Origin of the sequence: Streptomyces sp. CBMA152, from assembly GCF_014596475.1 — a bacterium.
Classification (GTDB): domain Bacteria; phylum Actinomycetota; class Actinomycetes; order Streptomycetales; family Streptomycetaceae; genus Streptomyces.
Window position 1 is genome coordinate 101,281 of sequence record NZ_MECJ01000005.1, and the last position, 22,409, is coordinate 123,689.

A 22,409-nucleotide genomic window follows, 5' to 3' on the forward strand; every position below is an offset into this window, starting at 1 on the left:
GGTATCCGTCAGGAGATCCCGAACTCCTTGCCGATGAAGTCGAAGAGGTCGTCGTCGGTCGCCGTCTCAAGGACCTCGGCCACGTCGTTGTCCTCGGCTTCCCCGGCCTCGCTCCAGGCGGCCAGCAGTGCCTGGAGCCGTTCGGTGATCCGGTCACGGCCGTCGCCGTCGGGCACGGCCGCCACGAGCGTCCTCTCCAGCCGGTCCAGTTCGGCGAGCAGCGGGGGAACCGCCGCGGCGCCTTCCTGCCAGAGTTCGTCGCGCAGGAACTCCACCAGCGCGTTCGGCGTGGGGTAGTCGAAGACGAGGGTGGCGGGCAGTCGTACGCCCGTCGCCCCGCCGAGCCGGTTGCGCAGCTCGACGGCCGTCAGCGAGTCGAAGCCGACCTCGCTGAACGAGCGTGCCGGGTCGACCGCGTCGGGCCCGGCGAAGCCGAGCACGGCAGCCACGTGTGTGCTGACCAGCTCCAGCAGTGCCTCGTCCCGTGCGGCCGGCGAGAGGCCGGACAGGCGCTCCCGCAGCGCGGTGCCGCCTTCCGTACCGCTGTCGTCCGTTCCGGCGGTGCGTCGGGTGGTGGTCCTCACCAACCCGCTCAACAGCGGCGGCAGCACACCACCCGCAGCAGCCTGCGCCCGCAACCCCACCAAGTCCAACCGCACCGGCACGAACAACGCCCGACCCGAACCAGACGCGGCATCAAACAGCGCCACACCCTCCTCGGCCGACAGCGCACTCACACCACCACGGCCCATCCGACCACGATCGGCCTCACCCAGCTCACCCGTCATCGCCGACGCCTCAGCCCACAAACCCCAAGCCAAAGAAGTCGCCGCAAGACCCAGAGCCTTACGGTGCTGCGCCAAAGCGTCCAGGAACACGTTCGCCGCCGCATAGTTGGCCTGCCCCGCACCACCGAACACACCAGCAGCCGAAGAGAACAACACAAACGCCGACAAGCCGAGATCACGCGTCAGCTCGTGCAGGTTCCACGCCGCATCCACCTTCGGACGCAACACCGCCGACACCCGCTCAGCCGACAACGACCCCACCACACCGTCATCCAGCACACCAGCCGTATGCACCACAGCCGTCAGCGGACGGTCCTGCGGTACGGAGTCCAGGACCACAGCCAGCGCATCCCGGTCGGCCACATCACACGCCGCCCACGTCACACCAGCACCCAACCCAGCAAGCTCCGCCGACAACTCCGCAGCACCCTCAGCCGCAGCACCCCGACGACTCACCAACAACAGATGACGCACACCCCACACCGACACCAAATGACGCGCAAACAAACCACCCAACGCACCACTCGCACCCGTCACCAACACCGTGCCACCAGAGGCGAGTTCCGGGATGTTGCCGACAGCGTCGCTGGAGCGCGCCAGCTTGGGAACCCGTACCGCACCACCCCGCACCGCGACCTCCGGCTCGCCCGAGGCGAGCGCGGCGGGCAGCGCGCGGTAGGAGGCGTCGGTGCCGTCGACGTCGGCGAGGGCGAAGCGCCCCGGGTTCTCCGACTGCGCGGAGCGGACCAGACCCCACACCGGGGCGTGCGCCAGGTCCGTCACATCCTCGCCCGGTACGGCACAGACCGCGCCCCGGGTCAGGAACACCAGGCGGGAATCGGCGAACCGGTCGTCCGCCAGCCACTCCTGGACGAGCTCCAGCGCCCGGCCGGTCGCCGTGTGCACCGCACCCGGCACGTCGTCCCCGAGCGTGTCGGACAGCGGGACGCACACCAGCTCCGGCACGGCCGGACCGGCGTCGGCGAGCGCCGCGAGACCGTCGTACGCCTCGTGGCGCACCCCGACGGAGTCGAGGCCGGAGTGGGTGTCGCCCGCCGCCGTGAGCAGGGCCCAGGGGCGCTGCTCGGTGACGGACACCGGGTTGAGCGGCAGCGCGGTCCAGTCGATCTGGAACAGCGACTCCTGCTGACCACCACGCGCCGCACCGATCTGCTCCGGCGAAACCGACCGCAGAACAAGCGAATCAACCGAAGCAACCGGCACACCAGCCACATCAGCCAGCTCCAACGACACCGCATCCCGACCAGCCCGAGCCAACCGCACCCGAACCCCCGACGCACCCACCGCATGCAACCGCACACCACCCCAGGCAAACGGCAACCTGCCCTGGCCGGTGCTCTCGACGAGGTCGCCGAGACCCGCCGCGTGCAGCGTCGCGTCCAGGAGTGCGGGGTGCAGACCGAACCACTCGGCCGACTCCCGGAACTCCTCGTCGAGGCCGACCTCGGCGTACACGGCGTCGCCGTGCAGCCAGGCGGCCCGCAGGCCCTGGAAGACCGGTCCGTAGTCGAACCCGGCCGCGGCCATGCCCTCGTACAGCCCGTCGATGTCGACCGGTTCGGCGCCGGCCGGGGGCCAGGCGGCCGGGTCGGCAGCCGGGGCCGGGGCCCCGGTGGTGGCGAGGACACCGGCGGCGTGCCGCGTCCACGGCTCGTCGGCGGTGGCGTCCTCGTTCCGGGAGTACAGCGACAGGGCGCGCCGCCCGGACTCGTCGGCACCGGCCACGGTGAGCCGCAGTTGGACGCCGCCGCGCTCGGGCAGCACCAGCGGCGCTTCGAGCGTCAACTCCTCCAGCACGTCGCAGCCGACCTGGTCGCCCGCCCTGACGGCGAGTTCGACGAAGGCCGTGCCCGGCAGGAGTACGGAGCCCATGACCGCGTGGTCCGCGAGCCAGGCGTGGGTGGCGAGGGAGAGCCGCCCGGTGAACAAGAAGCCGTCGGAGTCGGGCAGTTCGACCGCCGCACCGAGCAGCGGGTGATCCGTCACCCCGAGACCGAAGCCGGTCGCGTCGCCGGGGCCCGTCTGCGTGGCGGCGTTGTCGAGCCAGTACCAGTCGCGCTGGAAGGCGTACGTGGGCAGCTCGACCTGGCGGGCGCCGGTGGCCGCGAAGAACGCGTCCCAGTCCACGCGCACCCCGTGGGCATGCGCCTGGGCGAGGGCCGTGGTGACCGTCTCGGCCTCGGGGCGCCCGGCGCGGAGCCCGGGCGCGAAGACCGCGTCCTCGGTGACGCACTCCTGAGCCATGGCGGAGAGGACTCCGTCGGGGCCGAGTTCGAGGTAGGTGGTGACACCGGCGGCTTCGAGGGCACGGATGCCGTCGAGGAACCGTACGGCCTCACGGACGTGACGCACCCAGAAGTCGGCGTCGGTCATCTCGTCAGAGACCAGAGCGCCGGTCAGGTTGGAGACGACCGGGATACGCGGCGACTCGTACGACAGGCCCTCGGCAACCTTGCGGAAGTCGGCGAGCATGCCGTCCATGTGCGGCGAGTGGAACGCGTGACTGACCGTCAGCCGCTTCGACTTGCGGCCTTCGAAGTGCGCCACGATCTCCTGCGCCGCGTCCTCGTCACCCGCGATGACCACCGACTGAGGGCCGTTGATGGCCGCGATGGACACACCGTCGGTGAGGTACGGCAGCACCTCGTCCTCTGACGCCTGGACGGCGATCATGACACCGCCAGCGGGCAGCGCCTGCATCAACCGGCCACGGGCTGCGACCAGTTCACAGGCGTCCTGGAGCGAGAACACACCCGCCACATGCGCAGCAGCAATCTCACCAATGGAGTGACCCGCCAGGAAGTCGGGCTTCAGACCCCACGACTCCACCAGACGGAACAACGCCACCTCAACCGCGAACAACGCAGGCTGCGTGAACTCCGTACGGTCGAGAAGATCACTGTCGTCGCCGAACAGCACATCCTTCAGCGGCAGTTCTAGACGCGAACACACCGCGTCCAACGCCTCCGCGAACACCGGGTAGGCGTCGTACAGCTCCCGGCCCATGCCGAGCCGCTGACTCCCCTGACCCGTGAACAGGAACGCCAGCTTCCCAGCGCTCACCACACCCCGCGCCACACCAGAGGCCGTTCCCTCCGCCTCCAACGCGGCCAGACCACGCAGCAGTTCCTCCCGGTCCCCCGCCACGACCACCGCACGGTGATCGAACGAAGCCCGCCTGGCAGCCAGCGAGAACGCCACATCCACCGGACGCACCCCAGAAGCACCCTCCACACGCGACCGCAACCGCGCCGCCTGCCCGCGCAACGCATCCGCCGACTTCGCCGACAACACGAACGGCCAAGAGCCAACAGGCTCATCGCCCGCAACAGAAACAAACTCCTCCGGAGCCTGCTCGATGATCGTGTGCGCGTTGGTACCGCTGATACCGAACGACGACACACCCGCACGACGCGGACGACCCGTCTCCGGCCACGGCATGGAGTCGGTCAGCAGCGAGACCGCACCGTCCTCCCACTCCACGTGCGGAGTCGGCTCGTCGACGTGCAGGGTCTTCGGCAGCACACCGTGCCGGATCGCCATGATCATCTTGATGATGCCCGCGACACCGGCGGCGGCCTGGGTGTGGCCCATGTTCGACTTGATGGAGCCCAGCCACAGCGGCTGGTCGGCCTCGCGCTCCCTGCCGTAGGTGGCGAGGAGGGCCTGGGCCTCGATCGGGTCGCCCAGGGTCGTGCCCGTGCCGTGTGCCTCGACCACGTCGATCTGATCGCTCGTCAGTCCGGCCCCGGCGAGGGCCTGGCGGATGACGCGCTGCTGGGACGGGCCGTTCGGGGCCGTGAGGCCGTTGCTCGCACCGTCCTGGTTGACCGCCGAGCCCCGGACGATCGCCAGGACCGGGTGGCCCTTCGCCCGCGCGTCGGACAGTCGCTCGACGAGCAGCATGCCCGCGCCCTCGGCCCAGCTGGTGCCGTCGGCTGCGGCGGCGAAGGACTTGATGCGGCCGTCGGCCGCCAGTCCGCGCTGACGGCTGAACTCGGTGAAGGTACCGGGCGTCGACATCACCGTGACACCACCGGCCAGCGCCATCGTGCACTCGCCGTTGCGCAGCGCCTGGATCGCCCAGTGCAGTGCGACCAGGGACGAGGAGCAGGCGGTGTCGACGGTGACGGCCGGGCCCTCAAGCCCGAAGGCGTACGAGACGCGGCCGGAGGCGATGCTGCCGGAGTTTCCGGTGCCGAGGTAGCCCTCGACCCCGTCCGGGACGGAGGTGATCCGGGTCGCGTAGTCGTGGTACATGATGCCGGCGAAGACGCCCGTACGGCTGCCGCGCACGGCGGCCGGGTCGATGCCCGCCCGCTCGAACGCCTCCCACGAGGTCTCCAGGAGCAGCCGCTGCTGCGGGTCCATCGCGACGGCCTCGCGCGGCGAGATCCCGAAGAACGCCGGATCGAAGCGGCCCGCGTCGTGCAGGAAGCCGCCGGAGCGGGTGTAGCTGGTGCCCTTGCCGTCCGGGTCCGGGTCGTACAGGGACTCCAGGTCCCAGCCACGGCCCTGCGGGAACTCCGAGATGGCGTCGACGCCGCCCACCACCAGACGCCACAGGTCCTCGGGGGTCTCCACACCGCCCGGGTAGCGGCATGCCATGCCGACGATCGCGATCGGCTCGTCGTCGAGGACCGTGCCGGACCGCACGGGCACGGCCGGGGCCGTGTCCGCCGGTTCGTCCAGGCCCAGCGCCTCGGTCCGCAGGAAGTCCGCGAGCGCGCCCGGCGTCGGGTAGTCGAAGACGAGCGTGGCCGAGAGGCGCACGCCGGTCGCGGCACCGAGGCGGTTGCGGAGCTCGACGGAGGTCAGCGAGTCGAAGCCGAGCTCCTTGAACGCCCGGTCGGCCGGTACCTCGTCGGTGGAGGCGTGGCCGAGTACGGCGGCCACCTCGGCCCGGACGAGGTCGAGGAGGGCCGCGTCGCGCTCGGCGGCGGGCAGCGCCGCCAGGCGCTCGCGGAGCGCGGTCGCGCCGGCCGCGGTGCCCGCGCCGACGGCCCGGCGCACCGGCACGCGGACCAGGCCGCGCAGCAGGTCGGGCAGCATCCCGGAGTGGGCCTGGGCCCGCAGGGCGGTCAGGTCGAGCGGGAGGGGGACGAGCAGGGCGTCCGTGGTGTGCCGGGCCGCGTCGAAGAGGGCGAGGCCGGTCTCGGGCGTGAGCACGGTGATGCCGCCGCGGTTGATGCGCTCGCGGTCGGCCTCCGCCAGGCCGCCACCCATACCGACGACGCCGGTCCACAGTCCCCAGGCCAGGGAGGTCGCCGGGAGACCGAGTGTCTTGCGGTGCTGGGCCAGCGCGTCCAGGAAGACGTTCGCCGCCGCGTAGTTGGCCTGCCCCGCACCACCGAACACACCGGCAGCCGAAGAGAACAACACAAACGCCGACAGATCCAGATCACGCGTCAACTCATGCAGGTTCCACGCCGCATCCACCTTCGGACGCAACACCGCGGACACCCGCTCCGCCGTCAACGACCCGACCACACCGTCGTCCAGCACACCGGCCGTGTGCACGACCGCCGTCAACGGATGCGCGGCGGGTACGGAGTCCAGGACTGCGGCCAGCGCGTCCCGGTCGGCCACATCACACGCCGCCCACGTCACACCAGCACCCAACCCAGCAAGCTCCGCCGACAACTCCGCAGCACCCTCAGCCGCAGCACCCCGACGACTCACCAACAACAGATGACGCACACCCCACACCGACACCAAATGACGCGCAAACAAACCACCCAACGCACCACTCGCACCCGTCACCAACACCGTGCCATCGACATCCAGCTCACGACCCGCGGTCTCCCCGACCACGGCACGAGCCAGCCTCGGCACCCGGAAGGCTTCGCCGCGTATCGCCAGCTGGGCCTCTCCGGTCTCCAGAGCCGCCGACAGCAACTCCGCGGACAGGGCGTCCGGCTCGACGTCGGCGTCGATCAGGGCGAGACGGCCGGGGTTCTCCGCCTGCGCGGAGCGCAGCAGACCCCAGACGGCGGCCTGCGCGAGTCCGGGCACCGCCTCATCGGCGTCCACCGCGACCGCACCCCGGGTCAGGAACACCAGGCGGGAATCCGTGAACCGCTCGTCCGCCAGCCACTCCCGTACGAGAGCGAGAGCGTCGGCGGTACGTGCGTGCACCGCGCCGGGCACGTCCTGCGTGACCGGCTCGTCCCACGGCACCACGAGCGACTTCGGGGCCGCGCCACCTTCGGCGACGGCCGCGCCCAGCGCCGCGAGGTCCGCGAACACCTGCGAGCCGGCACCGAGCAGCAGCCAGTCGTCGGCTGCGCCGGTCGCGGCGCCCGAGGGCAGCACCGGCCAGTCCACCCGGAACAGCGCGTCGCGGGTGACGTCCGGGGCCGCGCTCAACTGCTCGCGGGAGACGGCCCGCAGTGCCAGACCGGCCACCGAGGCGACCGGCTCACCGGCCGCGTCGGCGATCGTCAGGGCGACCTCGCCGCCCCGGCCCGGGGTGAGACACACGCGCAGCGCGGACGCGCCGACGGCGTGCAGGGTCACGCCGGACCAGGAGAAGGGCAGTCGTCCCTCGCCGCTCTCGTCGGCGGAGCCGCCCAGGCCGAGGGCGTGCAGGGCCGCGTCGAGCAGGGCCGGGTGGAGCGCGAAGACGCCCGCGTCGGCCTCGGCCGACTCCGGCAGCCGTACCTCGGCGAAGTACTCGCCGTCGCGCCGCCAGGCCGCGCGCAGGCCCTGGAAGACCGGGCCGTAGCCGAAGCCGGAGGCCGCGAGGCCCTCGTACAGCCCCTCCACGGGGACGGACTCCGCCCCGGTCGGCGGCCATTCGGTCAGACCCTGCGGGGTCCGCTCGCCACCGGCCGCGAGGACACCGGCGGCGTGCCTGGTCCACAGGGTGTCGCCGGCCGCGTCCTCGGGCCGCGAGTGCAGCGCCAGCGTGCGCCGGCCCGCCGGGTCGGCGGCACCGACGGAGAGCCGCAGCTGCACGCCGCCCTGCTCGGGCAGCACCAGCGGCGCTTCGAGCGTCAGCTCCTCCACCATGTCGCAGCCGACCTGGTCACCGGCGCGGATCGCCAGTTCGACGAAGGCCGTACCGGGCAGGAGTACGGAGCCCATGATCGCGTGGTCCGCGAGCCAGGGGTGGGTGGCGAGGGAGAGCCGCCCGGTGAACAGGAAGCCGTCGGAGTCGGGCAGTTCGACCGCCGCACCGAGCAGCGGGTGATCCGTCGAACCGATACCAGCCGACATGACATCACCCTGCGGACGGCTCACGTCCAGCCAGTAGCGCTTGCGCTGGAAGGCGTACGTGGGCAGGTCGACACGCTGGGCGCCGGTACCGGCGTAGAACGCCTCCCAGTCCACGGTGACACCGCGCACATGAGCCGCACCAAGAGCCGAGAGCAACGTCTTGGCCTCATCGCGCCGGGCCCGCAGAACGGGCACGAACGCGGCGCCTTCGCCGGTCACACACGCCTGCGCCATGGCGGAGAGGACTCCGTCGGGGCCCAGTTCGAGGTAGGTGGTGACACCGGCCGCTTCGAGAGCACGGATGCCGTCGAGGAAGCGAACCGACTCGCGGACGTGGCGTACCCAGAAGTCGGGGGACGCCATCTCGTCGGAGACCAGAGCGCCGGTCAGGTTGGAGACGACCGGGATGCGGGGCGACTCGTACGACAGCCCCGCGACAACCTCGCGGAAGGCGTCCAACATGCCGTCCATGTGCGGCGAGTGGAACGCGTGACTGACCGTCAGCCGCTTCGACTTGCGGCCTTCGAACTGCGCGAGGACCTTAAGCACGGCGTCCTCATCACCGGCGATGACCACAGACCGCGGACCATTGATGGCCGCGATGCTGACCCGGTCGGTGAGGTACGGAAGCACCTCGTCCTCCGACGCCTGCACCGCAATCATCACGCCACCGGCGGGAAGCGCCTGCATCAGACGACCACGCGCCGAAACCAGCGCGCACGCGTCCTCCAGCGAGAACACACCGGCCACATGCGCAGCAGCGATCTCACCAATGGAGTGACCCGCCAGGAAGTCCGGCTTCACACCCCACGACTCCACCAGCCGGAACAACGCCACCTCAACCGCAAACAACGCAGGCTGAGTGAACTCCGTACGATCCAACGCCTCAGCGTCCGAACCGAACAGCACATCCTTCAACGGAAGTTCCAGACGCGAACACACCGCGTCCAACGCCTCCGCGAACACGGGATACGCGTCATACAGCTCACGCCCCATCCCCAGCCGCTGACTCCCCTGACCCGTGAACAGGAAGGCGAGCTTCTGCGTCGTCGAGGAGGAGCCCACGGACAGGCCGTTGGCTCCGCGGCCCTCGGCGAGGGCCGTCAGTGCGGCGCGGAAGCCGTCACGGTCGGAGGCCACCATGCTGGCGTGCTGGTCGAAGAGGGCGCGGCCGGTCACCAGGGAGTGGCCGATGTCGGCGAGGGACGTCTCGGGGTGCGCGTCCAGGTGGGACAGCAACTGCTCACCCTGTGCGCGCAGCGCGTCCGGGGTGCGGGCGGAGAGGTTCCAGGGAAGGGCCGCCGGGGCGGTGGGCGCCGACGGGCGCTCGGCGGCGGGCGCGGCGGTGTCCGGGGCCTGCTCGATGATGGCGTGCGCGTTGGTGCCGCTCATGCCGAACGAGGAGACACCGGCGCGGCGCGGACGCCCCGTCTCCGGCCAGGCGATCTGCTCGGTGAGCAGCGAGACGGCACCGGCCGCCCAGTCCACGTGCGGCGACGGCGCATCCACGTGCAGGGTCTGCGGGAGCACCCCGTGCCGCATCGCGAGGACCATCTTGATGATGCCCGCGACACCTGCTGCGGCCTGCGTGTGACCGAAGTTGGACTTGATGGAGCCCAGCCACAGCGGAGTGTCGTCGGACCGGTCCTGGCCGTAGGTGGCGAGGAGGGCCTGCGCCTCGATCGGGTCACCGAGGGTCGTGCCGGTGCCGTGCGCCTCGACGGCGTCGACATCGGCCGTGGTCAGCCCCGCATTGGACAGCGCCTGACGGATCACCCGCTGCTGCGACGGACCATTGGGAGCGGTGAGGCCGTTGCTCGCACCGTCCTGGTTGACAGCCGTACCACGTACGACCGCGAGAACCTGGTGACCGTTGCGACGGGCGTCGGAAAGCCGCTCGACGAGCAGCATGCCGACGCCCTCGCCCCAGGCCGTGCCGTCGGCGGCGGCGGCGAAGGGCTTGCAGCGGCCGTCCGCGGCCAGGCCGCGCTGACGGCTGAACTCGGTGAAGACGTCGGGGGTGGTGATGATGGTGACACCGCCCGCCAGGGCGAGCGAGCACTCGCCGTTGCGCAGCGCCTGCGCGGCGAGGTGCAGGGCCACCAGCGACGACGAGCACGCCGTGTCGACCGTGACCGCAGGACCCTCCAGACCGAAGGTGTACGAGACGCGGCCGGAGGCGATGCTGCTGGAGCCGCCGGTGCCGAGGTAGCCCTCGACGCCCTCGGGGACGGCGTTCAGGCGGGACACGTAGTCGTTGTGCATCTGGCCGACGAACACGCCGACCTGCTTGCCGCGCAGGCCCGTCGGGTCGATCCCGGCGCGCTCGAACGCCTCCCACGAGGTCTCCAGGAGGAGCCGCTGCTGCGGGTCCATCGCCAGGGCCTCGCGCGGGTTGATGTTGAAGAACGCGGGGTCGAAGCGGTGGGCGTCGTAGAAGAAGCCGCCTTCGCGTGCGTAGGAGGTACCGGCGCTCTCGGGGTCGGGGTCGTACAGCGCCTCGGTGTCCCAGCCTCGGTCCTCGGGCAGGTGGGCGATGCCGTCCCGGCCTTCGGCGAGCAGCTGCCACAGGTCCTCGGGGGTACGGACGTCGCCGGGGAAGCGGCAGCTCATGGCGACGATCGCGATGGGGTCGTCGGCCTCGGCCGTGGCCGTCGTGTGGCGCGGCACCGCGGCGGCGGCCTCGGAGCCGAGGAGTTCGTCCTTGAGGTAGCCGGCCAGGATCAGGGGCGTCGGGTAGTCGAAGACCAGTGTGGCGGGCAGCCGGATGCCGGCGGTCGCGCCGAGCCGGTTGCGGAACTCCACGGCGGTCAGCGAGTCGAAGCCGATGTCCTTGAAGGCGCGGGTGGGTTCCACGGCTTCGGACGAGGCGTGGCCGAGGACGGCGGCGACCTGGTCGCGGACGAGGTCGAGCAGGAGCGGGTCGCGCTCGTTCTCGGGGAGCCGTACGAGCTGCTCCACCAGCGGGGTCCCGCTGCCCGCGGCGGTGGCCTCGACGGTCCGGCGGGCGGGGGCGCGGACCAGGCCGCGCAGCAGGGCGGGGACCATGCTCGCGTCGGCCTGGCGCAACGGCGCGAGGTCGAGCTGCATGGGGACGAGGAGGGCGTCGCCGGTGTCGTGGGCGGTGTCCAGCAGCGCCAGGGCCTCTTCGGAGGAGAGACCGAGGACGCCGGAGCGGGTCATCCGGTCCTTGTCGGCGGCGTCCAGTTCGCCGGTCATGCCGCTGGCCTCGGCCCAGAGTCCCCAGGCCAGGGAGGTGGCGGCGAGGCCGTGGGCCTGCCGGTGGCGGGCGAGGGCGTCCAGGAAGACGTTCGCGGCCGCGTAGTTGGCCTGTCCGGCGCCGCCGAAGGTGCCGGCGGCGGAGGAGAACAGGACGAAGTCGGCCAGGTCCAGCGCGCGGGTCAGCTCATGGAGGTTGAGGGCCGCGTCGACCTTGGGACGCAGGACCTTGTCGAGCCGCTCGGGCGTGAGGGCGTCGATGACGCCGTCGTCGAGGACACCGGCCGTGTGCACGACCGCCGTCAGGGGGTGTGCGGCCGGTACGGCCGCCAGGAGCTCGGCGAGCGCGGTGCGGTCGGCGGCGTCGCAGGCGGCGACGGTGACGTCGGCGCCCAACTCGCGCAGTTCGGCGGCGAGTTCGACGGCGCCCGCGGCGGCTTCGCCGCGGCGGCTGGTCAGCAGCAGGCGGCGGGCACCGCGGACGGTGACCGCGTGCCGGGCGACGAGAGCGCCGAGGGTGCCGGTTCCGCCGGTGATCAGGACGGTGCCGTCGGGGTTCCAGCCGGCGGGCAGGGTGAGCACGATCTTGCCGACGTGGCGGGCCTGGCTGAGGTAGCGGAACGCCTCGGGCGCCCGCCGCAGGTCCCAGGCGGAGACCGGGACGGGGTGCAGCGCACCCGCCCGGAAGAGGGCGAGCAGCTCGGTGAGCATCTCCTGGATGCGGTCCAGGCCGGCCTCGGTCAGGTCGAACGCCTGGTAGGCGACGCCCGGGTGGGCGGCGGCGACGTCCTCGGGGGTGCGGACGTCGGTCTTGCCCATCTCGACGAACCGTCCGCCGCGCGGCAGCAGCCGCAGGGAGGCGTCCACGAACTCGCGGGCGAGGGAGTCGAGGACGACGTCGACGCCGCGTCCTTCGGTGGCGGTGCGGAAGGTGTCCTCGAAGTCCAGGGTCCGCGAGGAGGCGATGCGGTCGTCGGTCAGACCGAGTCCGCGCAGGGTGTCCCACTTGCCGGGGCTGGCCGTCGCGTAGACGTCGGCACCCCAGTGGCGGGCGAGCTGGACGGCGGCCATGCCGACGCCGCCGGCGGCGGCGTGCACCAGAACCGACTCGCCGTCCCGCAGTCCGGCGAGGTCGTGCAGCGCGTAGTACGCCGTCATGAAGACGATCGGTACGGACGCGGCCTCGGCGAAGGTCCAGCCGTCGGGCATCGGCGCGATCATGCGGCGGTCGACGACGGTGAGCGGCCCGAACGCGCCGGGCAGCATGCCCATGACGCGGTCGCCGACCGCGAGGTCGGTGACGCCGGGACCGGTCTCCAGGACGAGACCGGCGCCTTCGCTGCCCATCAGACCCGGGTCGCCGGGGTACATGCCGAGGGCGTTGAGGACGTCGCGGAAGTTCAGACCCGCGGCGCGGACCGCGACACGGACCTGGCCGGGCTCCAGGGGTGCCTCGGACTCCGGGCTGGGGACGAGGGTGAGGTTGTCGAGGGTGCCCTTGTCCTGGATGTCCATGCGCCAGGCGGACTCGCCCGGGGGCGGGGTCAGCGGGGTGGCGGCGGGGACCCGGGCCAGCCGGGGCGCCAGGACGGTGCCGCGGCGGACGGCGAACTGCGGCTCGCCGGTGGCCAGGGCCGCGGCGAGGACGTCCGCCGAGGCCGCGTCGGCGTCGAGGTCGGCGAGGACGAACCGGTCGGGGTTCTCCGCCTGTGCGGTGCGTACCAGGCCCCATACCGGCGCGTGGGTGAGGTCGGCCAGGTCCCAGTCGGCCTGTGCGGCGACCGCGCCCCGGGTGACGAACACGAGGCGGGAGGCGGCGAACCGGTCGTCGGCGAGCCAGGTCTTGACCAGGGAGAGCGCTTCGTGGGTCGCGGTGTGCACGGAGCCGGCGAGGTCGTCGGCTCCGGTGGCCGTGCCCGGGGTGTGCTCGACGAGTACGTACGCCGGTGCCGGGGCACCCGTGTCGAGGGCCGCGCGCAGGGCGGCGAGGCCGTCGAAGGCCGCGCCGGGCAGGGCGGTGTCCTGCGCGGCGACGACAGCCCACTGGTCGGTGGCGGCGATGCTGTTGGCGGGCACCGGCAGGGTGGCCCAGTCGACGCGGAACAGCGACTCGTGGTGGGCGGAACGCGCGCTGCCGAGCTGATCGGCGGAGACGGGCCGCACCGTCAGGTGGTCGACGGCGGCGACGGGCACGCCGGCGGCGTCGGCGAGCTGGAGGGAGAGGGAGTCCTCGCCGTCCCGGGTGAGGCGGACGCGCAGCGCGCCCGCGCCGACGGCGTGCAGGGACACACCGCGCCAGGAGAAGGGCAGCCGGCCCTGCTGGTCGCCGTCCGGGGACGGCTGGACGAACGTGGCGTGCAGGGCGGCGTCGAGGAGCGCCGGGTGCAGGCCGAACAGGGCGGCCTCGGACTGCCGGTCGTCGGGCAGCGCGACCTCGGCGTAGACGTCGTCGCCGTGCAGCCAGGCGGCGCGCAGCCCCTGGAAGATCGGCCCGTAGGAGAAGCCTCCCAGGCCGAGGTGCTCGTAGAGGCCGTCGACGCCGACGGCTTCGGCGCCGGGCGGGGGCCAGGCGGAGAGGTCGAAGGCCGGGGCCGGGGCTCCGGCGGCGAGGACGCCGCCGGCGTGCCGGGTCCACGGCTCGTCGGCGGTGGCGTCCGGGTCGCTGGAGTACACCTCCACGTTGCGACGGCCCGTCGCGTCGGGGGCGCCCACCACGATCTGCAGGCGGACGGCCGCGTGCGGGGCGAGGATCAGCGGTGCTTCGAGGGTGAGTTCCTCAAGGAGGTCGCAGCCGACCTGGTCGCCCGCGCGGATCGCCAGTTCGACGAAGGCCGTGCCCGGCAGCAGGACGTTGCCCATGACGGCGTGGTCGGCGAGCCAGGGGTGGGTGTCGAGGGAGAGCCTGCCGGTGAAGAGGAACCCGTCGCCGTCGGCGAGGGCGACGGCGGCGCCGAGCAGCGGGTGGTGGGCGGCGCCCAGACCCGCCGACTCCACGTCACCGACGTAACCGGCGGGGGCCTCGATCCAGAACCGCTCGCGCTGGAAGGCGTAGGTGGGCAGTTCGACGATACGGGCACCGGTGCCGGCGAGGCAGGCGGTCCACTCCAGTGCCACGCCACGGGTGTGGGCGGCGCCGATCGCGGCGACCAGGGCCTCGGCCTCGCCCCGGCCGCGGCGCAGGGCCGGCAGGAACACGGCCGCTTCGGCGGCGTCGGCGAGGCAGTCGCGGCCGAGGCCGGACAGCACGCCCTGGGGGCCGAGTTCGAGGTAGGTGGTGACGTGTTCGGCGTCCAGGGTACGGATGCCGTCGAGGAAGCGGACCGCCTCACGGACGTGGGCCACCCAGTGGTCGGCGGTGCGCAGTTCGTCGCCCGCGATCCGTCCGGTGAGGTGGGTGACGACCGGGATGGTGGCCGCGTGGTACGTCAGGTCGGCGGCGACCTCGCGGAAGTCGTCGAGCATGCCGTCCATCAGCGGGGAGTGGAAGGCGTGGCTGACCTTGAGCCGCTTGGTGCGCCGGCCGCGCCGCTCGAACTCGGCGGCGATCTCCAGGACGAGGGACTCCTCGCCGGAGACGACGACTGCGTCGGGGCCGTTGACGGCGGCGATGCCCACCCGGTCGGTGAGCAGCGGCAGCACCTCCTCCTCGGTGGCCGTCAGGGCGACCATGGCGCCGTCGGTGGGCAGCGCCTCCATGAGACGGCCGCGGGCGGCGATGAGCCTGGCCGCGTCCGGCAGGGTGAGCACGCCGGCGACATGCGCGGCCGTGATCTCGCCGATGGAGTGACCGGCGACGTAGTCGGGCCGCACGCCCCACGAGGCGACGAGCCGGTAGAGGGCGGTCTCCAGCGCGAACAGGGCGGGCTGGGTGTATCCGGTCCGGTCCAGCAGGTCGCCGGAGTCCGCGAACAGGACGTCCTTCAGCGGCTGTTCGAGGTGCGGGTCCAGTGCGGCGCAGACCTCGTCGAGCGCCTGGGCGAAGGCGGGGTAGGTGGCGTACAGCTCGCGGCCCATGCCGACGCGCTGGCTGCCCTGTCCGGTGAACAGGACGGCCGTACGGCCGCCGACGGCGGCGTGCCGGACGAGCCGGGCGCTGTCGCGGTCCTCGGCGAGGTCGGTGAGCCCGGCGAGGAGGCCCTCGCGGTCGGCTGCGACGACGACGGCCCGCCGGTCCAGGGCGGTACGTGTGGTGGCGAGGGAGAGCGCCAGGTCGGCGGGGGCCGCGTCGGGCCGTTCGGCGAGGTGGTCGATGAGCCGGAGTGCCTGGGCGCGGAGCGCGGCGGGGGTCCGGCCGGAGAGCGCGAACGGCAGGGGGGTGCCCGCCGGGAGGGTCGGTGCGCTGTCGCCGCCGGTGGTGGCGGGCTCGTCGGCGGGCGGCTGCTCGATGATGACGTGTGCGTTGGTGCCGCTGACGCCGAACGAGGAGATGCCCGCGCGGCGGGGGCGGCCCGTCTCGGGCCACTGGGCGGTCTCGGTCAGCAGGGAGACCGCGCCGGCCGCCCAGTCGATGTGCGGCGAGGGCTCGTCGACGTGCAGGGTCTGCGGGAGCACCCCGTGCCGCATCGCGAGGACCATCTTGATGATGCCCGCGGCGCCCGCGGCGGCCTGGGTGTGGCCGATGTTCGACTTGATGGAGCCCAGCCGCAGCGGAGTGTCGTCGGGCCGGCCCTGGCCGTAGGTGGCGAGGAGAGCCTGCGCCTCGATCGGGTCACCGAGCGTGGTGCCGGTGCCGTGCGCCTCGACGGCGTCGACATCGGCCGTGGTCAGCCCCGCGTTGGACAGCGCCTGACGGATGACGCGCTGCTGCGACGGACCGTTGGGAGCGGTGAGGCCGTTGCTCGCACCGTCCTGGTTGACCGCCGTACCACGTACGACCGCGAGAACCTGGTGACCGTTGCGACGGGCGTCGGAAAGCCGCTCGACGAGGATCATGCCCGCGCCTTCGGCCCAGCCGGTGCCGTCGGCGTCGGCGGAGAAGGACTTGCAGCGGCCGTTGGTGGCCAGGCCGCGCTGACGGCTGAAGTCGATGAAGGTGTCGGGGGTGGACATCACGGTGACACCGCCGGCCAGGGCCATGTCGCACTCGCCGCTGCGCAGTGCCTGCGCGGCGAGGTGCAGGGCCACCAGCGACGACGAGCACGCCGTGTCGACCGTGACCGCCGGACCCTCCAGACCGAAGGTGTAGGAGATACGGCCGGAGGCGACGCTGCCCGCCGTACCGGTGCCGAGGTAGCCCTCCAGGCCCTCGGGCACGGCCGGGAGCCGGGTGAGGTAGTCGTGGTACATGACACCGGCGAACACGCCGGTCCGGCTGCCGCGTACCGAGGCCGGGTCGATACCGGCCCGCTCGAACGCCTCCCACGAGGTCTCCAGCAGGAGCCGCTGGTGCGGGTCCATGGCAAGGGCCTCGCGCGGGTTGATGCCGAAGACGTCCGGGTCGAAGTCGGCGGCGTCGTGCAGGAAGCCGCCCTCGCGGGTGTACGAGGTCCCGGCCCGGCCGGGATCGGTGTCGTACAGCGCTTCGAGGTTCCAGCCACGGTCGGTGGGGAACGGCGAGATCGCGTCGACGGACCCCGTGACGAGCTGCCACAGCTCCTCGGGGGTGGTCACGCCGCCGGGGTAGCGGCAGCTCATGCCGACGATGGCGATGGGGTCGTCGTCGAGCGCGGCCGCGACCGCCGCCGGGGCGGGCTCGGGCGCGTCGCCGAGGAGTTCGGTGCGCAGGAACGCGGTCAGCGCGTTCGGGGTCGGGTAGTCGAAGACGAGGGTGGCGGGCAGCCGGACGCCGGTGGCGGAGCCGAGGCGGTTGCGCAGCTCGACGGCGGTCAGCGAGTCGAAGCCCAGCTCCTTGAAGGCGCGGGTCGGGTCGACGGCCTCGGGGCCGGGGTAGCCGAGGACGGCGGCGACCTGGACGCGGACGGTGTTCAGGAGCAGCCGGTCGCGTTCGACGGCGGTCAGCGGCAGCAGCCGCTCGGCGAAGCCGCCGGCCGGGACGGCGTCCGGGGCCTCGGCGGCCCGGCGGGCCGGGGCGCGGACCAGGCCGCGCAGCAGGGCGGGGACCATGCTCGCGTCGGCGTGCCGCAGGGCCGCCAGGTCCAGGTGCATGGGGACGGCGGTGGGATCGCCGACGGCGCGGGCGGTGTCCAGCAGCGCCAGTCCCTCCGCGGAGGAGAGCGCGGCGACGCCGGCGCGCGAGATCCGTTCCAGGTCGGCGTCGGCGAGCTCGCCGGTCATGCCGCTGCGCTCGGCCCACAGGCCCCAGGCGAGCGCGGTGGCGGGCAGTCCCGCGGCACGGCGGCGCTGGGCGAGCGCGTCGAGGAAGGTGTTGGCGGCGGCGTAGTTGGCCTGTCCGGGGCCGCCGAGGGTGCCTGCGGCGGCGGAGAACAGGACGAAGGCGGCCAGGTCCAGATCCTGGGTCAGCTCGTGCAGGTGCACGGCGGCGTCGACCTTGGCGGGCAGTACGTGGTCGATCCGCTCGGGCGTGAGCGCTTCGAGGATGCCGTCGTCAAGCACGCCGGCGGTGTGCACGACAGCGGTCAGCGGATGCGCGGCCGGCACGGCCGCCAGGAGCGCGGCGAGCGCGTCGCGGTCCGCCACGTCGCAGGCGGCCAGGGTCGCCTCGGCGCCCAACTCGCGCAGTTCGGCGAGGAGTTCGGCGGCGCCCGCGGCGGCCTCGCCGCGGCGGCTGGTCAGCAGCAGGCGGCGTACGCCGTGCGCGGTGACCAGGTGCCGGGCGACCAGAGCGCCGAGGGTGCCGGTGGCGCCGGTGACCAGCGCGGTGCCGTCCGGGTCGAGAGCGGGTGCCTCCTGGCCGGGGGCGGCGGCGACGCGGGCGAGCCGGGGCACGACGACCTTGCCCTCGCGCAGGGCCAGTTGCGGCTCACCGGTGGCGAGCGCGGCGGGCAGGGCACGCCAGGACTCCTCGCGTCCGTCCAGGTCGAGCAGGACGAAGCGGTCGGGGTGCTCGGACTGCGCGGAGCGCAGCAGGCCCCACAGCGGGGCGTGGGTCAGGTCGTCGACGTCGGCGTCCGCGGTGGTGGCGACGGCGCCGCGGGTGACGAGGACCAGCCGTGAGCCGGCGAAGCGGTCGTCGGCGAGCCACTCCTGGGCGAGCCCGAGGGCGTGGTGCAGCGCGTCGCGCACGGAGCCGGGCAGGGCGCCGTCGACCGGGACGGCCGAGGACTCGCCCGGGGCGCCGACGGGTACGACCACGGCCTGCGGGAGCGGTGCCCCGGCCTCAAGAGCCGTACCGAGGGCCGCAAGGCCGGTGTGGGCGGCGGCGGTGGGCAGCGCGGCGGAGAACTCCGCCCCGGCGTCACCCAGCAGCCCCCACTGGCCCGCGGCGACGGTGGTGGTGGCAGGGGTGGGCACGGCGGTCCACTCGACGCGGAAGAGCGAGTCGTGGAACGCGGTGCGCGCGGCGTGCACCTGGTCCGGGGAGACAGGCCGCAGCAGCAGGGCGTCGACGGAGGCGACGGGCACGCCCGTCTCGTCGGCGAGGGTCACCGACACGGTGTCGTGGCCCGCGGGAGCGAGCCGGACCCGCAGGGCGCGGGCTCCGACGGCCTTCAGGGCCACACCGCTCCAGGAGAACGGCAGTCTGCCGTGCTCGGTCTCCTCCAGGAGGGAGCCGATGCCGACGGCGTGCAGGGCCGCGTCCAGGAGCGCGGGGTGCAGGCCGAACAGGGCGGCCTCGGCGTGCGCCTGCTGGGGAAGCCGCACCTCGGCGAAGACCTCCTCGCCGCGCTGCCAGGCGCCCCGCAGGCCCTGGAAGACCGGTCCGTACGCGAAGCCGGACTCGGTGAGGTAGTCGTACAGGCCCTCGACGTCCACCTCGGTGGCGTCCTTCGGCGGCCAGCTGGTGAGGTCGGCGAGGGGCTTGTCCGCGCCGGGGGCGGAGGTGGCCAGGAAGCCGGTGGCGTGCCGGGTCCAGGCGCCCTCGCCCCAGGTGTCGTCGGCGGCGTCCTCGGGCCGGGAGTGCAGGGTCAGCGAGCGGCGGCCGTGGGTGTCGGGGGCGCCGACGGCCAGCTGGATCTGCACTCCGCCGTGCGGGGGCAGTACCAGCGGCGCTTCGAGGGTGAGTTCGTCCAGCAGGTCGCAGCCGGTGTGGTCGCCGGCCTGGAGGGCGAGTTCGACGAAGGCGGTGCCGGGCAGCAGCACGGTGTCCATCACCGTGTGGTCGGCGAGCCAGGGGTGCGTGGCCAGCGAGAGCCGGCCGGTGAAGAGGTGGCCGTCGCCGTCGGCCAGCGTGATGGCCGCGCCCAGCAGCGGGTGGTCGGCGGAGCCGATGCCGGCGGCGGTGACGTCGCCGGCCCAGGCGGTGGGCTGCTCGGGCCAGTACAGCTCGCGCTGGAAGGCGTAGGTGGGCAGCTCCACGCGGGTGGCGCCGCGTCCGGTGAATACGGCGTTCCAGTCGACGGCGACCCCGCTGACATGGGCCTGGGCCACGGCCGTGGCGAACGCGGACGCCTCGGGGCGGTCGGCGCGCAGCACGGGTACGAAGACGGCGTCCTCGGCGGTGACGCACTCCTGCGCGAGCGCGGTGAGCACTCCCCCGGGGCCGATCTCGACGAAGGTGGTGACACCCTGCGCGGCGAGTGTGCGCATCCCGTCGAGGAAGCGGACGGCCTCGCGGACGTGCCGGACCCAGTAGTCGGCGGTGCAGATCTCCTCGGCGGTGACGGAGGCACCGGTGAGGTCGGAGACGATCGGGATGACGGGCGCGGCGTACGCGACGGACTCGGCGACCTCGCGGAAGTCGTCGAGCATGCCGTCCATCAGCGGGGAGTGGAAGGCGTGGCTGACGGTGAGCCGCTTGGTGCGCCGGCCCCGGGCGCGCAGGGTCTCGGCGAGGGCCGTGGCGGCGTCCTCGTCGCCGGAGACGACGACGGCGGTGGGGCCGTTGACGGCGGCGATGCCCACCCGGTCGGTGAGCAGCGGCAGCACCTCCTCCTCGGCGGCCTCGACGGCGATCATCGCGCCGCCGGCGGGCAGCGCCTGCATGAGCCGGCCGCGGGCGGCGACCAGCTTGGCCGCGTCGGCGAGGGTGAGCACGCCGGAGATGTGGGCGGCGGCGAGCTCGCCGATGGAGTGGCCGATGAGGAAGTCGGGGGTGACACCCCACTGTTCGAGCTGCCGGTAGAGGGCGACCTCGACGGCGAACAGAGCGGTCTGGGTGTAGGCGGTCTCGTCGAGGAGGGCGGCCTCGGGGGTGCCCTCGGCGGCGAACAGCACGTCCAGCAGGGGGCGTTCGAGGTACTGGTCCAGCTCGGCGCGGACCTCGTCGAGGGCGCGGGCGAAGCCGGGGTGGGTGGCGTACAGCTCGCGGCCCATGCCCGCGCGCTGGCTGCCCTGCCCGGCGAAGAGGAAGGCGGTCTTGCCCTCGCCCGGTGCGCCCAGGACGAGGCCGGCGGGCTGCTCGTCGCGGGCGAGCGCGGCGAGGTCGGCGAGCAGGCCCTCACGGTCGGCGCTGAACAGCACGGCCCTGCGGTCGAGCGAGGAACGGCTGGTGGCCAGCGAGAAGCCGAGGTCGGTCAGGCCCGCGGCGTCCGCGGCGAGTTCGGGATGCTCGCGCAGGTGGGCGGCGAGCCGCTCGGCCTGGGCGTGCAGGGCGGGCTCGTCCCGGCCGGACACCAGCAGCGGGACGGGTCCGGTGGCGCCCTGGGCGGCCTCGGCGGCGGGCCCGGTGGCGCCGGCCGCGGGAGCCTGGGGGTCGTCGGCGGGCGGGGCCTGCTCGATGACGGTGTGGGCGTTGGTGCCGCTGACGCCGAAGGAGGAGATGCCCGCACGGCGCGGCTGGCCGGTCTCGGGCCACGGCACGGCCTGGCTGAGCAGCTTGACGTCACCGGCCGTCCAGTCGACGTTGGCCGACGGCTCGTCGATGTGGAGCGACTCGGGCAGGACGCCGTGGTGGATCGCGTGGACCATCTTGATGATGCCCGCGACACCGGCCGCGGCCTGCGTGTGGCCGATGTTGGACTTGATGGAGCCGAGCCACAGCGGGCGGCCCTCGGGCCGGTTCTGGCCGTACGTGGCGATCAGGGCCTGCGCCTCGATCGGGTCGCCGAGGGTGGTGCCGGTGCCGTGCGCCTCGACGACGTCGACCTGCGCCGGGGTGAGCCCGGCGTTGGTGAGGGCCTGGCGGATGACGCGCTGCTGGGAGGGGCCGTTGGGGGCGGTGAGCCCGTTGCTGGCGCCGTCCTGGTTGATGGCCGAGCCGCGCACGATCGCGAGGACGGGGTGACCGTTCTTACGGGCGTCGGAGAGCCGCTCCACGAGCAGCATGCCGACGCCCTCGCCCCAGCCCGTACCGTCCGCGCCGTCGGCGAACGGCTTGCAGCGGCCGTCGGGGGCCAGGCCCCGCTGCCGGCTGAACTGGACGAAGGCGCGCGGGCTCGACATGACGGTGACACCGCCCGCGAGCGCCATCGTGCACTCGCCGTTGCGCAGCGCCTGCACCGCGAGGTGCAGGGCGACCAGCGAGGAGGAGCAGGCGGTGTCGACGGTGACCGCCGGCCCCTCCAGGCCGAAGGTGTAGGAGATGCGGCCGGAGACGACGCTGGCCGCGTTTCCGGTGAGGAGATACCCCTCGACGCCCTTGGGCACCTCGCGCAGCAGTTCCGGGTAGTCCTGGCCGTTGGTGCCGATGAACACACCGGCCTTGGAGCCGCGCAGGGTGGCCGGGTCTATGCCGGCCCTTTCGAAGGTCTCCCAGGACGTTTCGAGCAGCAGGCGCTGCTGCGGATCCATGCCGAGGGTTTCGCGCGGGCTGATGCCGAAGAACGCGGCGTCGAACTCCCCGGCGCCGTCGAGGAATCCGCCCTCGCGGGTGTACGAGGTGCCCTGCTGGTCGGGATCGGCGTCGTACAGCGACTCGATGTCCCAGCCACGGTCGGTCGGGAAGTCCGTGATCGCGTCCCGGCCCTGCGCCACCAGGTCCCACAGGGCCTCGGGCGTCTCGATGCCGCCGGGGAACCGGCAGCTCATGCCCGTGATCGCGATCGGCTCCGGCTCCTGGGCCTCGACCTCGCGCAGCCGCTGACGGGTCTGGTGCAGATCGGCCGTCACCCGCTTCAGGTAGCCGAGGATCTTGTCCTGATCTGCATCTGCCATTGGAACCTCACCCATGCTTCTCGTCACAAACCTTGCGCCTGCTACTGC

General features: G+C 73.1%; 1 protein-coding gene. It reads right to left on the reverse strand.

Going from position 1 to position 22,409, the window contains the following annotated elements:
• Window positions 1-8: 8 nt before the first annotated feature.
• A complete protein-coding gene (locus BG418_RS05680; protein ID WP_398997682.1) occupies window positions 9-22,316 on the reverse strand; it encodes an SDR family NAD(P)-dependent oxidoreductase in 22,308 nt (7,435 codons plus the stop codon).
• Window positions 22,317-22,409: the final 93 nt, after the last annotated feature.